11 protein-coding genes are annotated in these 18,176 nt (G+C 72.8%); 8 read left to right on the top strand and 3 right to left on the bottom strand.

The window, feature by feature from the left end; translation table 11 throughout:
- Positions 1–13: 13 nt before the first annotated feature.
- The gene (locus IG64_RS02870; RefSeq protein WP_037851494.1) at positions 14–877 is read right to left on the bottom strand and encodes a hypothetical protein; all 864 of its coding nucleotides are present in this window, start codon (positions 875–877) and stop codon (positions 14–16) included.
- Between the two features lie 408 nt (positions 878–1,285).
- Here IG64_RS02870 and IG64_RS37420 point away from each other — a divergent pair, with 408 nt between their 5' ends.
- The 8 genes from IG64_RS37420 (at position 1,286) to IG64_RS02910 (ending at position 13,958) form a co-directional block, all read left to right on the top strand.
- A complete protein-coding gene (locus IG64_RS37420) occupies positions 1,286–4,396 on the top strand; it encodes a hypothetical protein (RefSeq protein ID WP_051812299.1) in 3,111 nt (1,036 codons plus the stop codon).
- 18 nt (positions 4,397–4,414) lie between these two features.
- Positions 4,415–8,893, top strand: coding sequence for a peptidoglycan-binding domain-containing protein (locus tag IG64_RS02880; RefSeq protein ID WP_037851496.1), 4,479 nt, complete (start codon positions 4,415–4,417; stop codon positions 8,891–8,893).
- 42 nt (positions 8,894–8,935) lie between these two features.
- The gene (locus tag IG64_RS02885) at positions 8,936–9,820 is read left to right on the top strand and encodes a peptidoglycan-binding domain-containing protein (protein ID WP_037851497.1); all 885 of its coding nucleotides are present in this window, start codon (positions 8,936–8,938) and stop codon (positions 9,818–9,820) included.
- Positions 9,821–9,860: 40 nt separating this feature from the next.
- Positions 9,861–10,385 (top strand): peptidoglycan DD-metalloendopeptidase family protein, encoded by a 525-nt coding sequence (locus IG64_RS02890; protein WP_158771470.1) that lies wholly within the window; start codon positions 9,861–9,863, stop codon positions 10,383–10,385.
- A 101-nt stretch (positions 10,386–10,486) separates the two neighbouring features.
- Complete coding sequence (locus IG64_RS02895; RefSeq protein WP_037851501.1) at positions 10,487–10,933, top strand: hypothetical protein; 447 nt, start codon at positions 10,487–10,489, stop codon at positions 10,931–10,933.
- A gap of 159 nt (positions 10,934–11,092) precedes the next feature.
- Positions 11,093–11,320: a helix-turn-helix domain-containing protein gene (locus IG64_RS02900; RefSeq protein WP_037851502.1), complete on the top strand. Its 228-nt coding sequence runs from the start codon at positions 11,093–11,095 to the stop codon at positions 11,318–11,320.
- 341 nt (positions 11,321–11,661) lie between these two features.
- Positions 11,662–13,035 carry a cryptochrome/photolyase family protein gene (locus IG64_RS02905; protein ID WP_037851503.1) on the top strand — a complete coding sequence of 458 codons (1,374 nt, stop codon included), beginning with the start codon at positions 11,662–11,664 and terminating at the stop codon, positions 13,033–13,035.
- Between the two features lie 512 nt (positions 13,036–13,547).
- Positions 13,548–13,958: a hypothetical protein gene (locus tag IG64_RS02910; protein WP_037851504.1), complete on the top strand. Its 411-nt coding sequence runs from the start codon at positions 13,548–13,550 to the stop codon at positions 13,956–13,958.
- Between the two features lie 304 nt (positions 13,959–14,262).
- On the opposite strand, the gene IG64_RS02915 is transcribed toward IG64_RS02910, so the two are convergent.
- Positions 14,263–16,635, bottom strand: coding sequence for an Orn/Lys/Arg decarboxylase N-terminal domain-containing protein (locus tag IG64_RS02915; RefSeq protein WP_037851505.1), 2,373 nt, complete (start codon positions 16,633–16,635; stop codon positions 14,263–14,265).
- 260 nt (positions 16,636–16,895) lie between these two features.
- The gene (locus tag IG64_RS02920; protein WP_037851506.1) at positions 16,896–18,047 is read right to left on the bottom strand and encodes a glycoside hydrolase family 6 protein; all 1,152 of its coding nucleotides are present in this window, start codon (positions 18,045–18,047) and stop codon (positions 16,896–16,898) included.
- Positions 18,048–18,176: the final 129 nt, after the last annotated feature.

Genomic DNA, 18,176 nt, shown 5'->3' on the forward strand with positions numbered 1-18,176 from the left:
ACGCCTCGTCTCATCACGCCTCGTCGAAGACGAGGTCCTCGGGCGGCTGCGTCATCCGCACCGTCCGGCCGTCGGTGACCTCGACGACGGCGTGCAGGCCCGTGCAGCGCCGGCCGGTGGACAAGATGGTGAAGTGGTCCCGCACTCCGGCGAGGTAGGCCGGGAAGCAGGTCAGGGAGGGGGTGCCGAGCTGGAGGAAGTCGACGAGGCGGCGGAACAGCTTGGGGAGGATCACGACGTCGTCGGTGAGCGAGGAGAGTGCCGTCACCTTCGCCCCGGCCGTCGTCACGTCGCCGGGCCACAGCCCCTGGCCCGGTGCCGTCCGCGCCTGCCGGGCGGCGGCGGTCAGCTCCTCGCGCAGGCTCGGGAGCAGACTGCGGTAGAAGGTGGGGTAGACGAGGCCCGCCGTGAGCAGGTGGTGGTTGGCCGTCGTCCTGAGCAGGGCGGCGTCGACGTCGGCCTCCACTCCGCCCGGGCCTTCGCAAGCACCGCGGCCCACCAGGGAGACGCACCGTCCGTGGACGTCGGCCCCGCTGGTCAGGACGGAGCCGGGGACGGTGGCCGGTGTCGTGGCGGTCACGGTCTCGTCCGGGCCCTGCCGGACGTTCTCGAAGCCCAGCCAGCCGAGCAGTTCGTCGCGCGCCGCGTGCGCGAACCGCAGGGGCTGGTGCACGCGGTTCGCACCGTAGTGGGTCTCCAGCGCGTCGATCGCGTCCAGGCGGAGCGTGGCACGTCCGAGCGCATCGTGCTTGACGGCGTGACCGCGCGTGCCGAGGAGTTCCCACGTGTTCGGGTCGGCAGGGGTGAAGTGGACGGTGTCACCGTCCGGCTGCGTGCCTTCCACCTGGAACGATCCGTTGATGAGCAGCATGGTCATGGCGGCTCCCGACGACGTGTACGGATTTCGGGGTGGCGGGGGGCCGGACGTAGTCGACGCTATCCCCGCCCCGCACGGGGTGCAACGGCGGTGCGAGGAGGGCTGCTTCGGGCGCATCGGCCGGTCCGCCCACCCGAAGGGACGAACCGGACTCCCGCCGGGTGAGCCGGACTCCCGCCGGGTGAGCCGGGCTTCCGCCGGGATGAGCGGAGCCCCTTCCGGTGGGCGACGATGCGCCCGCGAGCTGCCGTCGGCCCCAAATCGGTTGAGGCGTATACGAAATGGCCGCGCGCCGCGGCTGAACCGCGCGCCCCGCCCGGTGGCGTGGCACCACCATGAGGGTGAACATGGAGGAGAGGTCGGTGGTTTCATGCCACGCCACGACGCTCCTCGGATGAGGCGTTTCCCATGTCATTCGGCATCGCCCGCCGCCCTGGCTCTCCGGGGCTGTGGAAAGATCTGCGACACCATCCTGGCGACGGCCGCTTCGACGGCCCCGGTGACGACCACGACGGTGACTTCGGCGGGCACGGGCCCCCCGGCAGGGGCCGGCCGTCGCGGTGCGACGGCCCCCGCCCCGGCGGCCCTCCGGACTCCTGCCCGCCGGACGACGACGTCGTCGCGGGTCCGTTCCGCGTGGTGCGGCCGTCGGACATGCTCGTCCTCGGCATATCCCTGGTCAACCTGCGCTTCGACGGCCACCGCCTGGTGCGGACGGACCCGGCCGCTCCCACGCTCGTGGTCGTCACGCTGCCGCCCCAGCATGTGCTGGAACCGGCCTTCGAGCAGCTGCCCGCCGCCGGCACCGTGTCAGCGGTGACCGCCTGGACGAGCACGTTGTCCTTCTCGGTCCCGGCCACCCTGGAGGGCCTGGAGCTGTCGTTGGAGTCGCTCCTCGACTGGTCGCGCCTGGTGCCGATGACCGTACCGGTCGGTCAGACGCAGCCGGACCCCGGCGGGCCGGCTCTCTTCCAGGGCCTGCCCAGAAGCGTCATCGAGTTTCCCACCCGGTTGCTGATCACGTACGACGAGCCGGTCGACTGGGTGGGCCGGACCGGCCCCGAGCAGGCGGACGGGCGCACCGCCCTGTGGCACGCCCGGCTGCACGGCACCCAGGACGGCCCGGTTCTGCTCCGCGCCTTCGCCGCGGCCGGGGACCGGGGTGACCTGCCCGCCGGCAGTCCGCTCACGGCCGAGGACCTGGCGGACATCGTCACCCTCACCAGCCGGAACGAACAGGCCGTCCCCGGCGGCCCGCCCCCCGAGATCCCCAGCGCACCGCTGCGGTCGGACCAGTTCATCATCACCCCCCTGGGTGCCTCCGCCCATCTCCACGGCACCTGGCCGCCGGCGGCGGCGAGCGGGGGGCTGGAGGCGTACGACCACGTCACGGGCCTGGGACGCGACCAGTTCGTACGTGTGGTACGGCACGGCCGGTTGAGCACCGGCCACGAGGCCTCGCACGTCAAGGAGTTCAAGCGGGTGTTCGCCGCCCACCCCGACGGCGGCATCGTCGCCTTCCTGCGACGCGAGGACCGCATCATCGTCAAGGAGCCGGAGGTCCGTTACGAACAGAGCGGCTACACGCACGGGGGCCGTGAGATGCCCTTCCGCACGCTGCGGATCACGGACCGCACCACCCCGCCCATCAAGCCGCCGGTGCCCCCCTCGCAGGAGGAGAAGAACAAGCCCCTCAAGGACCTCACCGCCTTCTGGGTGGTCCTCCGCAACACCGACGTCGATCACGAGTTCACCCTGATAGGGACGGACAGCGAAGGCCGGAACGTCAGTTTCACCATGCCCCTGGTCTTCGTGCCCGACGGGCTCCCCGATCCCGACGCGAACTTCGACGGCGTCTACCGTCAGCCGGACCCGCGCCCCGATGCCGTCCCCAACCGCCGGGTGCGGGAGCTGCACGGGCAGACGATGGCCATGGCCCAGCCCCCGGCCGAGGCGCCCGGCAGCACCGCCCACGCGGTCGAGACCCTGACCTTCGGCCTGGGAACCACGGACGCCGAGGGCCGGGAGGTCCCCGCGGTCGGTCTGCCCTATGTCTCCGCCGGAAAGGTGCGGGTGCCCGCGGTCGAACAGTTCCTGCCGAAGGCCGAAGCGCTCACGGTGACGTTCGACACCACCTACCTGCTGCAGGGCATGGAGAGCCACCCCGCCGGGGCCTATCTCAAGCTCGCGGAAGCCCTCCCCCTCACCCTGGCAGCGGAGAAGGCCGGCGGACTCGCCAGTCCCCGGGCCGCACTGCAACTCATCACCAGTCAGGCAGGGGTGGTCCCGGACGTCTTCGCGGCGGGCACCACCGATCCGCGCCAGCTCATACAGACGGCCTTCGGCGGGGCCAAGCTGCTCGGTCTGATCGACCTCCCCAAGGTCGTGAGCAACATCGTCAAGGAGGACCTCGGACAGCTCCGGCAGCTGGGTGACGACCAGATCGACGCCATCCTGAAGGACTCGCAGCGGATGCTTCCGGCGCCGGTGCTGCGCATCCGCGACCTGGCGGACGGCCAGGGCAAGGAACTGCGCTACGTGTGGAAGACGAAACTGACGAAGCCCGGTTCCGCCGCGGAGGACGACCCGACACATTTCCTCGACGTGACCGATGCCACGCTCACCCTGGACGCCAGGACCACCCGTTCGAAGGACGCCGTCGACAACGCCACCGTGGCGGGCGAACTGACCGACTTCGCCCTGGACTTCGGTGACATCCGGGTGAACGTGGCGGACCTGAGGTTCCGCACCGGCCCGGGCCGGAAACCCGACGTCACGGCCTCCGGCCTGGCAGTGAGGTTCCAGAACGACCTGGAGTTCGTCAACACCCTCCGCAGCGCGCTGCCCTCGGACGTCATCGGCCCCGGTGCCTACGTCGACGTCCGGCCCGCCGGCATCGTCGCCGGCTACAGACTGGCACTCCCCTCCATCGCCCTGGGCGTCCTCACCCTGACGAACCTCACCCTGACGGCCGAACTGACGATCCCCCTCGACTCCTCCCCCGTCTCCTTCCGCTTCTCGGTCTCCGAGCAGCAGCACCCCTTCAACGTCACGGTCTCCCTCTTCGGCGGGGGCGGCTACTTCTCCATGTGCGTCGACGTCAAGGACGGTCTGCGGGAGGTCGAGGGCGCCCTGGAGTTCGGCGGCGGCGCCGCGATCGACGTCGGCGTCGCCGCCGGGGGTGTGACCATCATGGCGGGCATCCGCTTCAAGGTCGTGGGCTCCCGGAGCGTCCAGTTGAGCGGCTACCTGCGGTTCCACGGCTTCCTCTCCGTACTGGGCATCGTGACCGTGTCCGTCGACTTCTACGTGGAACTCAGCTACACGAAGGACCGTGACCGGACGGTGATCCGCGGCAGCGGCAGCCTCACCGTCAGCGTGCGCATCGCCTTCTTCAGCAAGTCCGTCTCGATCCCCTTCGAGCGGTCCTTCTCCGGCTCGCCCGCCGACCCCTCCTTCGCCCTCTGCATGCCCAAGGACCCGCACTGGCGCGCCTACTGCGAGGCCTACGCCAGGTGAGCCCGGTGGGAGACGACCATGCCCATCGACCAGCACATCAACTGGACCGTACTGCCGGCGGGCCTGTCCGACGACGGCACCCGCGCCAGGGTGTCGGTCTTCGTCGCCCCCCGGCTGACGCCCGCGGGTGATCCCCCGGCGGAGGGCACACTGGGCCAGTTCGAGGACTTCCTCGACTGGCCGGGGAAGATCGCCGGGGCGACCTTCCGGTTCGCTGCGGAGGGCGGCACCCCGTCCGCGACCGCCGTCTTCGCCGACGGCCTGCGGCCGCAGGGTCCGGCGCCCGATCCGGCGCTGTGGGCGAGCGTCTTCCCCGCCGGCACGCGCCTGGAACCGCACACCTTCAGCACCCCGGAGACCAGCTCACGGGACGTGCGCACCTACTCGGTCGCCGAGGTGCGGGACTTCACGAAGCGGACCTACGCCGGTGCGGGGCGGATGTGGCCCGACCGGCCGCCCCCGACGTGGGGAGCGCTGAAAGCCCAGAGCCCCGCCCCGAGAAGCCCGCAGGACGTGGTGTCCGGGACGGCGGCCGCGTCCCGGCCCCCCGCGCTGCCGCAGCTCTTCTCGCTGGCCTCGTTCCACTCGCACACGGCGCAGCACACGCCGCTGGAGACGGTCGCCGCCGGTGCGGACGGGGACGCGCCGCAGCCGGTGACCGCGAAACCGCCCGACTTCCACGAACTGCTCACCCATCTCGGCGACCACCCCGCCCTGCTCAGGCGGCTCGGGATCGTCCTGGACTTCCTGCTGCCCGCCGACCGCCTCCCGGTCTCCTCGGGCGAGCGGCTGCTCACGGTCGTGCCCCTGTGGCCGCCCGGACCCCAACCGGACCCGCACGACGTCTCCTCCCGCACCCGCTACGTCTTCCTCCCGGACCGGCACGTCTTCGTCCCCGCGGCCAGGGCGGCCACACCCGGTGATCCGCTGCCGCCTCCCTCCCGGGGCCTGGAAGCCCTGGGAGCGGTGGACGAAGCGGGAGAGAACCGATACCTCCTGGAGCAGACCGACTTCGACTCCGTCGCGCTCGGCATGCTGGCCGCCACCGAGAACTCCGTCGGCCTGGGCCCGGTGCGGGCGCCCGGGATCTCGCTGTTCCGCAACCAGCGCCTGTCGGCCCTGACCGGGGACTTCGCCCGCGCGGGCGAGCAGCACAAGGCCTTCGCCACCGTGCTCGCGAAGAACAACCCCGAAGTCGCCCCGCCCGACGGGCGGCCCCCGGACGCCGACGCGGCAGGCCCCGAACTCTTCGCCGAGGACGTGGTACGCGGCCACCGGATGGACGTCTGGGACGACCGGCGGCACACCTGGTTCTCCCTGCACGAGCGCGACGTGGAGTACCGCGCACCGGGCTCCGGACCGCTGCTGTTCACCGCGTCGGACGAGGGCTTCTTCCAGGAGCACCTGGTCTCCTCGCTCGACGACTCCACGCTCTACGTGCCCGAACAGCTCGCCACCTGGGACGGATGGGCACTCGGCGCGCCCCGCCCCGGCCTGGTGCTGGACCCCGGACCGGATGAGCCCGGCGAACCCCCCAAGCCGCCCATGCCGCCCAAGAACGACGCCGGGCCGGGCGTACCGCTGGAGATCACGATCAGGGCGCGGCCCGGGTCCCTGCCCAGGCTGCGCTTCGGAACCGGGTACCGGGTACGGCTGCGCACCGTCGACCTGGCGGGCAACGGCATCGACGCCACGCAGGCCACGGCTCTGACGGACCCCCCGCAACCGGCCCCGGCCGACCCGGAGGACCTGACGCTCCCCGCCGCGGGACCGCTGCGGTTCCAGAGGTTCGAGCCCGTCCTCTCGCCGGCCGTCGTCCCCCGGCTGCCGTTCCAGGAGGGCGCCTCGCCCTACCGGATGGTGATCCGGAGCAGCCCGGGCCCCACGCCGCCGCCGGCCGGCACCCCCGGCGCACCGCCGGCCGCGCAACCGGTCCTGCTCTCCCGGGTGCAGTTGCGGCTGACCAACGACGACGTCCGCACCGTCCAGCAGGCCCTCATCGCCGAGGGCCACGCCCTTGCGGGCGGCGCCGACGGCTTCTTCGGCGATCTGACCCGGGCCGCCTACGCCGAGGAGCAACGGGCTCAGGGATTCTCCGGGAGCGACGCGGACGGCAGACCGGGCTGCCAGTCCCTCACCGAGCTGGGCCGCAAGAACGGCTTCACCGTCGACTGCGGCACCGGTGCGCCACCGGCGGACGGCACCACGGCCGAGGAGTACGCCGCGGACTTCGACCGTTCGCCGCTGGTCACCGCGCAGGGCCACGCGCCGTACCAGGGAATCGACGAACGCCATCTGGTGGCGCCGAAGGCGTCGCTGGAGTGCGTGGAGCGTCACGGACTGCTGGACGAGGCCATCGGGTCGAGCGACCACGGCGTCCAGGACGCGGTCTACGACCTGGCCGTGCGCGAGAGCGGCTCGCTGAGCGACGTGACCGGGCCGGACGTGCGGACCGTGCCGATCACCTCACCGAGCGCGGACCCCCTCCATCCGCCGGTGACCGCCGTGCACACCGGGGAGCAGGTCGAACTGCCCTACCTCCGTGACCCCCTGTCCTCCGGCGCCGTCTTCCACGGGCTGCCCGGGATGCCCGCCGGCCGGCCGTTCTTCGTCCCCTGGAACGGTGCGGTCTGGCACCGCCCCGAGTCCTTCCGGCTCAGGCTCGCCGAGGGCAGCGGGCCGCCCCGCTTCGACGACGCGTCCAGGGTGCTGACGGTCCTGCTGCCCAAGGGCACCGTGGCGGTGGTCCAGGTGTCCTCCGGGATCGACCTGGACGAGGACGTGATGGGTCTGGCCGCCTGGTGCAGGAACATGCCGATGCCTGCGCCGGGATCCGGTCCCGAGCCCCGGCCGGCCGACGAGGTGCTGGCGCTGGCCGCGGCCGGAGGGCACTGGATGTTCACCCCCGGGCAGGAGCTGACGCTCGTCCACGCCGTGCAGAAGCCGCTGCGGACACCCGTGCTGGACCTGGCGCAGGAGCCGGCCCCGCGTCCGGAGAAGGCGACCGCCCAGCATCTCACCGGCACCATCGCGCTCGACGAGGACAGCACGGGCCGGATCGACCTGGTCGCGGAGTGGACGGAGGTGACGGACGCCGGTTTGACGGGCCGGGACAGCCGCACGATGACCTCCCCGGTGTTCGGACTGCTGACGGCCCGGGCGAGCCGGACCGGGACGCCCGGCACCGAACCCGCGCTCCTCAAGCACGGTGTCCTGTCCTTCAGCACCCGGGCGGCCGAGGACAGGGCCGTCGCCGACGGGACTCCGCCCCTCATCGAGAAGCACGAGTTCGGCGACACCCGGCACCGCACGGTGCACTACCGGCCCCTGGCGGGCAGCGGGTTCGGTGACTGCTTCCCCGCGCAGTTCGCGGACCCCGGCCGGGACGACCTCACCGTGCGGGGGGCGGCGCAGGAGTACTCGGTGCTCAGCAGCGCGCGGCCCACGGCACCGCGACCGCTGTACTGCATGCCCACGCTCTCCCTGGAGCAGGACGACGGGCCGTCCGGCGCCCTTGTCAGACGTCGGCGCGGGGGCGGTGTCCGGGTGTATCTGGGGCGCCCGTGGTTCTCCTCTGGTGACGGGGAACTGCTCGGCGTGGTCCTCGGCGAGCCGCCCGGCGGCGACCCGGATTCCGTCCGCGACGCCTGGGTCACCCTGATGGGCCGCGACCCCCTGCACCGCTCGGCCCCCGTCGTCGCCCCGACCGCGCAGATGTTCACCAACGCCGCGGGGCCGCCCGCGAGGTTGTCCCTGGCCACGCCGACCGGCGCGCTGCCCGTCACGGTCGTGGGCTTCGCCCCGCGGTTCGACGCGGCGGAGGAGGGCGGGCGCTGGTTCTGCGACCTGGAACTGGACACCGGGGACGCCTGCCTGCCGTTCGTCCGGCTCGCTCTCGTCCGCTACCAGCCGGAATCGGTCCCCGGTGCCGAGATCTCCCCCGTCGTCCTCGCCGACCTGGTGCGCGTCCTGCCCGACCGGGAGCTGACGGTGAAGCCGGGCCGGCCGCTGACGGTGAGCGTCACCGGCCCCTCCTGGGACCCCACCGGGGCGCCGCCGCCCGAGATCACCGCCGTGCTGCAACGCCGGCACGACACCGTCGCCGACGAAGACCTCGGCTGGGTGTCCCTCGACGACACCCTCACGACCCTGACCTCGATCGACGCGGAGTCCTCCCACCGGCCCTTCTACACCGGCCAGGTCCCCGTGCCGCCGGTACGGCCGGGCGCACCGCTGCGTCTGCTGGTCGTGGAGACCGAGGGCATCCCGGCCGACGGGCGTCCTCCGGCCCCGGGGCCGGGGAGCACACCGTCCCCTGCGCCTCCTGGGCCGGTGATCTACTGCGACGCCGTGGAGGTGCAGCCAGGCGCGGGAGGGCATGACGACGACGATGACGGACCGGGCGGGGGCGACGGCGACGACAGGCACGACGGACGGGAGGACGACGGTGACGATCACGACGGGGACGGCCGGCACGGCGGGTTCGGCCGCCGCTGACCGGGCGGCGGGCGAAGCGACAGCCAGGACGGAGAGAGCACCATGTTCGACAGCGTGCGCGATTACTGGATCGCGTTCAACGATCCGCTCGAAGGCCGGGTGGCCTTCATGTACCTCGACCAGAAAGGCTGGGTGAGCACCGGCATCGGCAACAAGATCGACGAGACGGAGAAACCCGACTCGGCGCCGACCGCCGACGAACGCGAACGCTCGCTGGCCGAGGCGCGGCAGTACCGCTGGCTGGTCAACGACGACGGTTCGGAGGCCACCGCCGACCAGATCGCCGCCGACTGGGACACCGTCAAAGGACATCTGGAACTGGCCCCGCAGGGACACAACGCCTTCCGGCCGCCGTTCACCTCCCTGCACGTGGACGACGACGAGATCGACCGCCGTGTGTTCGCCAAGCTCGACCAGATGGAATCGACTCTCCTCACCCGTACGGAGTTCAGCGGCTTCGCCGCCTGGCCGGCCAATGCGCAGCTGGCGACCCTGAGCATGTGCTGGGCGCTGGGACCGACGCTGAACGACTTCCCCATGTTCCGGGCAGCGGTCGCCAGGAACGACTGGAACACCGCCGCGGACGAATGCCACTTCACACCGGACGAGGGAACCATCCGGATCCGCAACAGACTCGACCGGGAGCACTTCGTGCTGGCCCAGGCGGTCGCGGACCAGGGGCAGCCCGTGGAGCAGATCGCGATGCGGTTGGCCGACGTGTTCGGAGTGCAAGGTGCCCTGCTGGCCCTCGGGTTCAGGCCGGGCACTCAGGACGGCGTGGACGGTCCCGGTACGCAGGCCGCGGTCCGGGCGTTCCAGGACGCCAACGGGATCGACCCGGCGAACGGGCAGTTCGACGACGCCGCCACGGTCGGCGCCCTGGGCTCCCAGCTCGCGGGCGCGGGCTTCAACGTTCTTTCCGTGTGATCCGTCACCCGGATCCATGAGCAGTCGGGAGGTGGCCACCATGGCTTCGTTCGACATCGACCTTTCCCATCCGTTCCCGTCGGGCTTCACCGGCGGGCTCGGAGGGCCCAACCAGGGGGGCCACCAGCCGCCGAACTGGTACATCCAGTTCGGCATGGACCTGGGCGCGGACGAAGGGACACAGATCTTCGCCGCCTTCGACGCGCACATCACCAAGCTGGTGCCGCACGACCCCGACGCGGACACGCAGAAGGTCTACGGAGCGCAGTTGTTCATGCGTGCCCCGAACGACATGATGGGCGGTTTCTACACCCACCTGACCGATGTGCCGCCCGAACTGGCCGTCGACTCCACGGTCAGCAGAGGTGACCCGCTGGGCACCGTGCTCCGGTTCGACCCGACGCCGCCTCATCTGCATCTGGCGCTGGTGGAGATCATCGGCGGTGCACCGGGCGGCACCTACCAGGGCGTCGACCTGTACAAGCTCTTCCTGGACACGGGCAACACGGACACCGTGACCACGGTGACGTTCATGCAGGACGGCTCGCCACCAGCGGTCGGCTGACCCGCTGCCCACGGGGGACGCGGACGGCGGCGGGCGGGACCCTCGCCCGCCGCCGAGCGGCACGGACCGTCGCCTCATCCTGCCGAAGCGAGGAACCCACCATGTCCGACGAAACGATGCAGGACACCCTGCCCGACCCGCAGACCGATGCCACCGACAGGTTCGAGGCGGCTCCTGATCCTGACGGAACCCTGATCGCCATCCCGAAGGAGGCCCCGGCCGGCAACCCGATCCGCGACGACGCGACGATCAGCGTCAGCCCCCGCCAGAACAGCGGCTACTACGTGACCGTCTACAACGGCCCGCCCGAGAGTTCCGGCGACCTGAAGGACTTCGTCGGGGAACTGCTCACCGAGGCGTCCCTCGCGCGGCTGGAGACGTTGTTCGCCCGGACAGCGGCCGGAGGCGTCATCAAGTTCCTCTCGGCTCCGGTCGGCGTGCTGATCTCGCTGCTCACCTCGAAGCCCACCATGAACGAGCAGTACATCCGGACCAGGCTGGACGACGGAACGCAGGTCACCTACGCGGTGCTGTCACCCGGCCAGTAGTGCTCCCGGGGCGCGGCCGTGCGGTCCCGCAGGAGGGGGCGTGCGGGCCTGCGGCCGCCCGGCGTCCGTGCCGCGATTTCGGCCCCCGGGTGCGCAGGACGTGCTCTGCGGGGTAGACGACGATCACAGCCGGACGCCGAGCAGCGAAGGAGACGATTCGTGGACAAGGGCAAGCAGATCACCGGCGCGGCCCGCGCGCAGCTCGCGCGGGAGATGCGGGAGCAGTACGAACGCGGCATGTCGATACGGGCCATAGCCGAGGCCCACGGCCGGTCGTACGGGTTCGTGCACCGGGTGCTGACCGAGACGGACGTCCCCCTGCGCGGCAGGGGCGGCCCCCGTCCGGGCGGGCGCCGCGAAGAGGCCGGCCACGCACACGCCCGCTGACCGCCTGGCGCCCCGAACGCCTCTGTCCGGGGGCGGCGGCCCCAGGGAAGCAGGAGCGCGTGAACGGCGGGTCGCGCTCGCGCGCGCGGGCCCTGCGGCCTGCCGTCCACCCTCCGGTCGTCGAGCGGGGCGAAGAAGACCGGCCGCCCTCACCGCCACCCGCGGACATCCGCCGGCCGGGGCGGTCGGTGAGTGCCGTCCTGAGCGGCCCGGTGGCCACCCGTGGCGTCCGTGGCACGCACCGCCGGAGCCCCGCTCCGGCCCTTGGGGTCCCCCGTCCGGGAGAATGCGGAAAATACGGACATCGGAGAGTGTCCCCACCCGCAGCGGAAGTGAGCCCCATGCAGTCCTCGGTCGTCGTGTTCACCTGCGATCTGCGCCTGTCGGACCACCCGCCGCTGCGTGCGGCCCTGCGCGGAGGACGCCGGGTGGTACCGCTGTTCGTGCGTGACCCGGCCGTGGACGCAGCGGGTTTCGCCGCGCCGAACCGGCTCGCCTTCCTCGCCGACTGCCTGCGGGATGTGGACGCCCGGCTGCGGGCGCGGGGCGGGCGGCTGGTGGTGCGCGAGGGCGACACGGTCACACAGGTGTGCCGGGTGGCCGCCGAGGCGGACGCCGACGAGGTGCACATGGCCGGCGACGTGAGCGCCTTCGCGCGCGGCCGCGAACGGCGGCTGCGCCGGGCGCTGGAGGCCGGTGGGCGGCGTCTGTACGTGCACGACACGGTGAGCACCGCGGTGGCGCCGGGCGCGGTGGCACCGGCCTCCTCCGACCACTTCGCGGTGTTCACGCCGTACTACCGGCGCTGGTCCGCGCAGGGCCTGCGCGACGTGCTGGACGTGCCGCGCGCGGTCACCGTGCCGCCGGAGGTGGCCTCCGCCCCGCTGCCGGAGCGCGCCGCGGTGAGCGGTGTGTCGCCGGGACTGTGCGCCGGCGGCGAGACGGAGGGGCGGCGCAGGCTCACGGCGTGGCTGCGCTCGGGTGTGCAGGCCTACGAGGAACGGCACGACGACCTGGCGGGCGACGCCACCTCGCGGCTCTCCCCTCACCTGCACTTCGGCACGCTGTCGCCGGTCGAGGTCGTGCACCGGGCCCGCAGGATGGGCGGCGCGGGCGCGGAGGCGTTCGTGCGGCAGATCGCCTGGCGCGACTTCCACCGCCAGGTGCTCTCCGCACGTCCCGGCGCCGCCGCGCACGACTACCGCACGCGCGGCGACCGGTGGCGCGCCGGGAAGGACGCGGAGGCCGACGCCGAGGCGTGGCGGGAGGGCCGCACCGGCTATCCCGTCGTGGACGCGGCGATGCGGCAGCTGCGCCACGAGGGGTGGATGCACAACCGGGGGCGGCTGCTGACCGCGAGCTTCCTCGCCAAGACGCTGTACGTCGACTGGCGGCTGGGTGCCCGGCACTTCTCGGACCTGCTCGTCGACGGCGACGTGGCGAACAACCAGTTGAACTGGCAGTGGGTGGCCGGCACGGGCACCGACACCCGGCCCAACCGGGTCCTCAGCCCGGTCGTCCAGGGCAGACGCCACGACCCGGAGGGGGCGTACGTGCGGCGCTGGGTGGCGGAACTGGCGGACGTGCCGGGGGCGTCCGTGCACGAACCGTGGAACCTTCCGGGCCACGAGCGCGCCAGGGCCGCTTACCCCGAGCCGGTGGTGTCCCTGGCGGAAGGACTGGACCGCTTCAGGCGGGCCCGGGGGCGCGCGTGACAGTCTGCCGGGGGGCCTCCGGGCGCCGGACACCACCACGGCAAGCTCGCGCGCGCACACCGCGCCCTGTCCGGGGCACGGATGCCGGACGGCCTCGCTCCCGGTTCAGCGCACGGCACCGGCCCGGGCTGCCCGACGCGCGGCGGCCCGGAAGAGCGGATCGGTCGCGTCAGTGACGGTCACGGCTCTTGGAGCCCGGTCCGGTCGTCGGCACCGGAGCACTGAGCCGGCACCCGCGGGCGGTGGCGTGCGGCTGCTCCTGCAACGCTTCGGTACGGCCCAGGACGAACGCCTCGGGCGCGCCGGGGAACGCCGTGGGGGCGGGGCGGCCCTCACCTCTCCGCCCCGTTCGTGCCCGTCACTCGCCTGCGCTGCCGGAAGGGACGGCGCGCCGCCGTCCGTCGAAGGTGGTACCTGACAGGGGCACGGCCTGCCGCCCTGTTCCGGACGATCCGGTGAACGGCATCCCGGCGCGGCAGGTCGCGCGGGTGGAGCGAGGAAGGTACCGCGGCATGTCAGACCGCACCGTGACGGAGCCCGAGCCCGCCTGGGCGGCCAGGTGGGCGGGAGCCTTGTTGTGCCTCGTGGTGGCCGGCATCCACGTCGTGGACCAAGGCGGTGTCACGGCGACGCGCGACCCCACTTACGTCGGCATCGCCTACCACGTCCTGGAGATCGCGGCCGTGGTCGCCGCCGTGCTGCTCCTCATGCGCCTCGTCCGCCCCGGCTGGCTGCTGGCAGCCGGGGTCGCCGCCGGGCCCGTGCTGGGTTACCTCCTCTCCAGGGGCCCGGGACTTCCCGACTACAGCGATGACGTCGGGAACTGGACGGAGCCGCTGGGCCTGGCCAGCCTCGCCGTGGAGGGAGCGCTGCTCCTGGTGTCGGTACCGCTCCTCGCATGGAGTCTGCGCCCCCGATCCTGAAGACAGGGACGGCCCCCTGGCGGGGAGCACCACGAGAGGTCGCTGACCGGAGCGGCCTGACGGAGGTGACGGAGGCCTCCCGCCCCTCCAGTCCGGTACATGTGGGGGGCGTGCCGTGTCGGCGTGGGCCGTGCGCACGGCAGCTCGGGCCGGCCCGGTCAGCGCCGTGACCGCCTCGGTCAGCGCTGCCCGGCGCCGGAGCCGAAGGAGGAGCTGCCGGCCGACGACCGACCGTGAGGAGCGATGCCGGGGCAGGCAGGGCAGGCGCGGGCCGGCCGCCCTTCCCCCGCTTCGCGGGCTCGCCTCACCGGTCTGGCACCTGCGCTCCGCGCCGCTGCGCCGGCGTCCTGCCACCCGCGTTCCCCTGCTCCTCGTCCGGACGCAGGCACTCGATCAGGTAGTCCCCGGTGCCGGGAGCGCGGGTCACCCCGTGCGTCTCGCTGCCGAAGCCGGGGAAGCGGCGGTCGAAGGACTCCAGGGCGCTCAGGTAGCGCAGCAGGGGGCCGTCCGCCTCACCGACGCTCTCGCCCGGCATGAGGACCGGGATGCCGGGTGGCGTCACCGTCACCATCGCCGCGGCGACCCGGCCCGGTGCGTCCGCCAGGCGGATCCGTTCCGTGCCGCCGCGGACCAGGCGCTGGTAGCACAGCTGGGGCGGGGCGACCGGCTCCGGGAGTTGCTGGAAGGCCGCGTCGAGCAGCTCGACCAGGCGGGCCTCACGCAAGTGGTCGTGCATCTCCTGGCACAGGTCGCGCAGGCCCCGTCCGCAGTAGCGCCGAGGGTGCTCGGCGATCAGCGCGGGCAGCACACGGTCCAGCGGCGCGTCCCCGTCGTACAGATCCTTGAAGTCCATCAGCGCGTCGAGCAGCGTGCCCCACTTGCCTTTGGTGATGCCCATGGAGAACAGCACCAGCGTGGTGTAGCTGTCGGTCTTCTCCACGACGATGCCGCGCGCGGTCAGGTAGGCGGTGAGCACACGCGCCGGGACGCCCCAGTCGGCCGTCGCACCGGTCGCGTCGAGCCCCGGGCAGGTCAGGGTGACCTTGATCGGGTCGAGCATGCAGTAGCCGTCGGTCAGGCCGGGGAAGCCGTGCCAGTCCGCGTCGGGTGCGAGGTGCCAGCAGGAGGGCTCGGTCCGCAGCAGGTCCGCCGGGGCCTCGTCGAACGGCAGTCGTGCCCCGCTCACCGGGTCGGTCACCTCGCGCGGCTGCCACACGCCGAAGAACCAGGGCGGCCGGTCGGCGGCCGACTCGATCCGCCGCCCGATCCGCACCATCTCCTGACGGAACCGCACCGCCTCCGTCACCGCCTCGTCGACCAGCCACCGCCCCTGCGGGCCGTCCATCATGGCCGTGGCCACGTCCAGGGAGGCGATCATCGGATACAGCGGCGACGTCGTGCCGTGCATCATCAGCGCCTCGTTGAACCGGTCGTGTTCCACCGGCGCCCGCGGCGCGGACCGGACGTGCACCATGGCGCCCTGCGACAACGCCGCCAGCAGTTTGTGGGTGGACTGGGTCGCGAAGATCGTCGGCCGCTCGGGGCCGGGGAAGACCTCCTCGTCCACCGCCATGCCGTAGCGCCCCGCGTAGAGCGGATGGAAACGGGCGTACGCGAACCACGCCTCGTCGAAGTGCAGGCGGGGCGTGCCGGCCGCGAAGGCCCGGGCCGCCGTCGCCGCGTCGTAACACAGGCCGTCGTAGGTGGAGTTGGTGAACACGGCGTACTGGGCGCGCGAGGACACCGCGTCCTGCGTGAGGGGGCTCGCCGCGATCCGTGCCGCCACCGCGTCGGCGGCGATCTCGGTCGGCGGCAGCGGTCCGGCGAGACCGTAGCCGTTGCGTGTGGGGACCAGGTACACCGGGCGGGCGCCGGAGACGACCAGGCCGTGCAGGACCGACTTGTGGCAGTTGCGGTCCACCAGGGCGATCTCGTCGCGGGTCACGCTGAAGTGACCGACCAGGCGGTTGCAGGTGGAGTCGCCGTGCAGGACGAAGTACGTGTGGTCGGAGCCGAAGACCCGCGCCGCGTTCCGCTCCGCCTCCCCGATCGGGCCGGTGTGCTCGAACAGCGAGCCGAGCTGCTCGACCGAGATCGACAGGTCGCTGCGCAGCAGCCGCTCCCCGAAGTAGTCGTGGAACGCCCGGCCGACGGGCGACTTGAGGAAGGCGACCCCGCCGGAGTGCGCCGGGGTGTGCCAGGAGTACTCGTGCGCGTCGTCGAAGCGCCGCAGCGCCTTGAAGAACGGCGGGAGCAGGGCCTCCTGGTAGGCGCGCGCGGCAGCGCCGATCCGCCCCGCGATGAACACCGGCGTGTCCTCCAGCGGCCACACATAGCCCACCACCGACTGCGACACCCACAACGGCAGCTCGCGCAGCCCTTCGCCCGCCATGACCAGGTACACCGGCAGGTTCTGGAACCGCTGCCCGATCCGGCGCAGCACGGCCGCGCCGCCCGGTTCGTCCTCGCCCCCGGGCGGCAGGTCCCAGGCGACCACCGCGGCGGCCAGACCGGCCTCCGTCCTGAGCACCGCCTCGGCGTCGCCGGCGCTCACCACCCACCGGACCTCCAAGCCGCGCGCCCGGATCCCCTCGGCGATGCGCGCGAGCTGCCCGGCGGTGGCGCTCCTGTCCTCCGGATGCTCCGCCACCGCCACCAGAACCGTGCCGTCGGCCATGCCGTCCGCCTTCCCCCGAGGTCCGTGCCGCCCCTCCCTTCAGTGTTCGCCTCCTCCGCACGCACGATCGGCCGGCGAACGGCCAAACCACCCCTTCGACGTAGCGCGCGAACTGCGCCTTGACGCCCCGGCGTCAGCGGTGCGGCATCCCGTGGCGCCCGGCTTCACGGCGCCGGGAGTGCGCGGCAGTCGCGCGGTCTGCCGGGCTCTTGCGTGGCGCCGTGGCCGGTCCGGTGCCACCGTACGTTCGCGTGCGCTGGTCAGCGCACCAGCCGGGGGTTGGCGCCGTGCACCAGCTCCAGGGCCTGCTGGGGGAACCATCTGCCGGCCGCCGGGTCCGGGTGGCCCCGCTCGGGATCGTCGGGCCCCGCCGTGCCGCGCGTGCACTGTCCGTCCGACTCACCGGGGATCTTCACCCACAGCTCGGCGTCGGCCAGCGGGTCTCCCGTGTCGAGGGTCGGCCGGGCACCGGTGCCGCGGCCGGGCGGGTTGCACCACTCCTGCGGGTCGGAGTAGACGCCGGCCGGCGCGGTCCACGGGCCCTGGCCGTTGCGGCTGGTGTCGGTGACGAAGTGCTTCATGGCGGACGGCGCCTCGTGCACGTGTGCGTCGAGCCATGCCTGGGCGTCGTTCACCGGCCACCACTGGTCCGGGCAGTCGGCCGCCGGGCCGCCGGCCGACACGTAGCTCAGGCAGGACGAGATCAGCTTGCCGTACCAGGCCAGTTCGCTGTCGGTGCGGTAGTTGGAGATGTTCAGGAAGAAGCCGGTGGCGTCACCGACGCCGCCGGTGACCAGGCGGGGCACGATGTCGCTGACGCTGTGCCAGCCGCTGTGCCCGGCGTCCAGGTAGACCTTGGTCCCGGCGAGCGGTTCCAGGGCGTCCACCGCGTAGTGGATCTCGGTGTAGCGCTCGGTGGTCCTGCTGCCCTGCGCGTCGTCCTGGCCGCAGTCCGAAGGCAGCAGCGACAGTGAGTCGGGCTCCAGGATCACAGTGGCGGGCAGTCGTCCGATGCCCGCGCGCACGGCGTCGATCCACGCCTCGTACTGCGCCGTGCCGGCGGCTCCGCCGGCCGAGTACTGGGCGCAGTCGCGGCCCGGGATGTCGTAGAGCGCCAGCACCGGCAGCGCGTGGCGGCGGGCCGCGTCCTCGACCGTCCTGCGCACCGACGCCCGCACCTGGTCGGGTGTGCCGTCGCCGAACCACACGGCCTGCGGGGTGAGCGTCATCGCCAGGACACCGGCCGCGTCCCTGATCCTCCCCTGCCCTGCCAGCTCCAGGATCTGCCGGTGGGCGTCCGGGTTCGCGGGCGGGGTGTACAGGGTGGTGGGCCGGGGCACCTGCGCCGGCGCCGCCGCCGCTGTCTGCGCGGGAGCGGCGGTGAGTGCGGCCGCGGCCAGCGCGGCGGCCACGGTGACGGTGAGCGGGCGGAGAGTTGCGCCGGTTCCTCCGGCTCCTCCGGTCCGCCCGCTTCCCCCGGCTCCTCTGCTTCTTCTGCTTCTTCCGGTTCCTGCGGTCCGGTCGGCTCTGCCGGGTGTTCC

It is taken from the genome of Streptomyces sp. NRRL S-340 (assembly GCF_000720185.1).
Classification (GTDB): domain Bacteria; phylum Actinomycetota; class Actinomycetes; order Streptomycetales; family Streptomycetaceae; genus Streptomyces.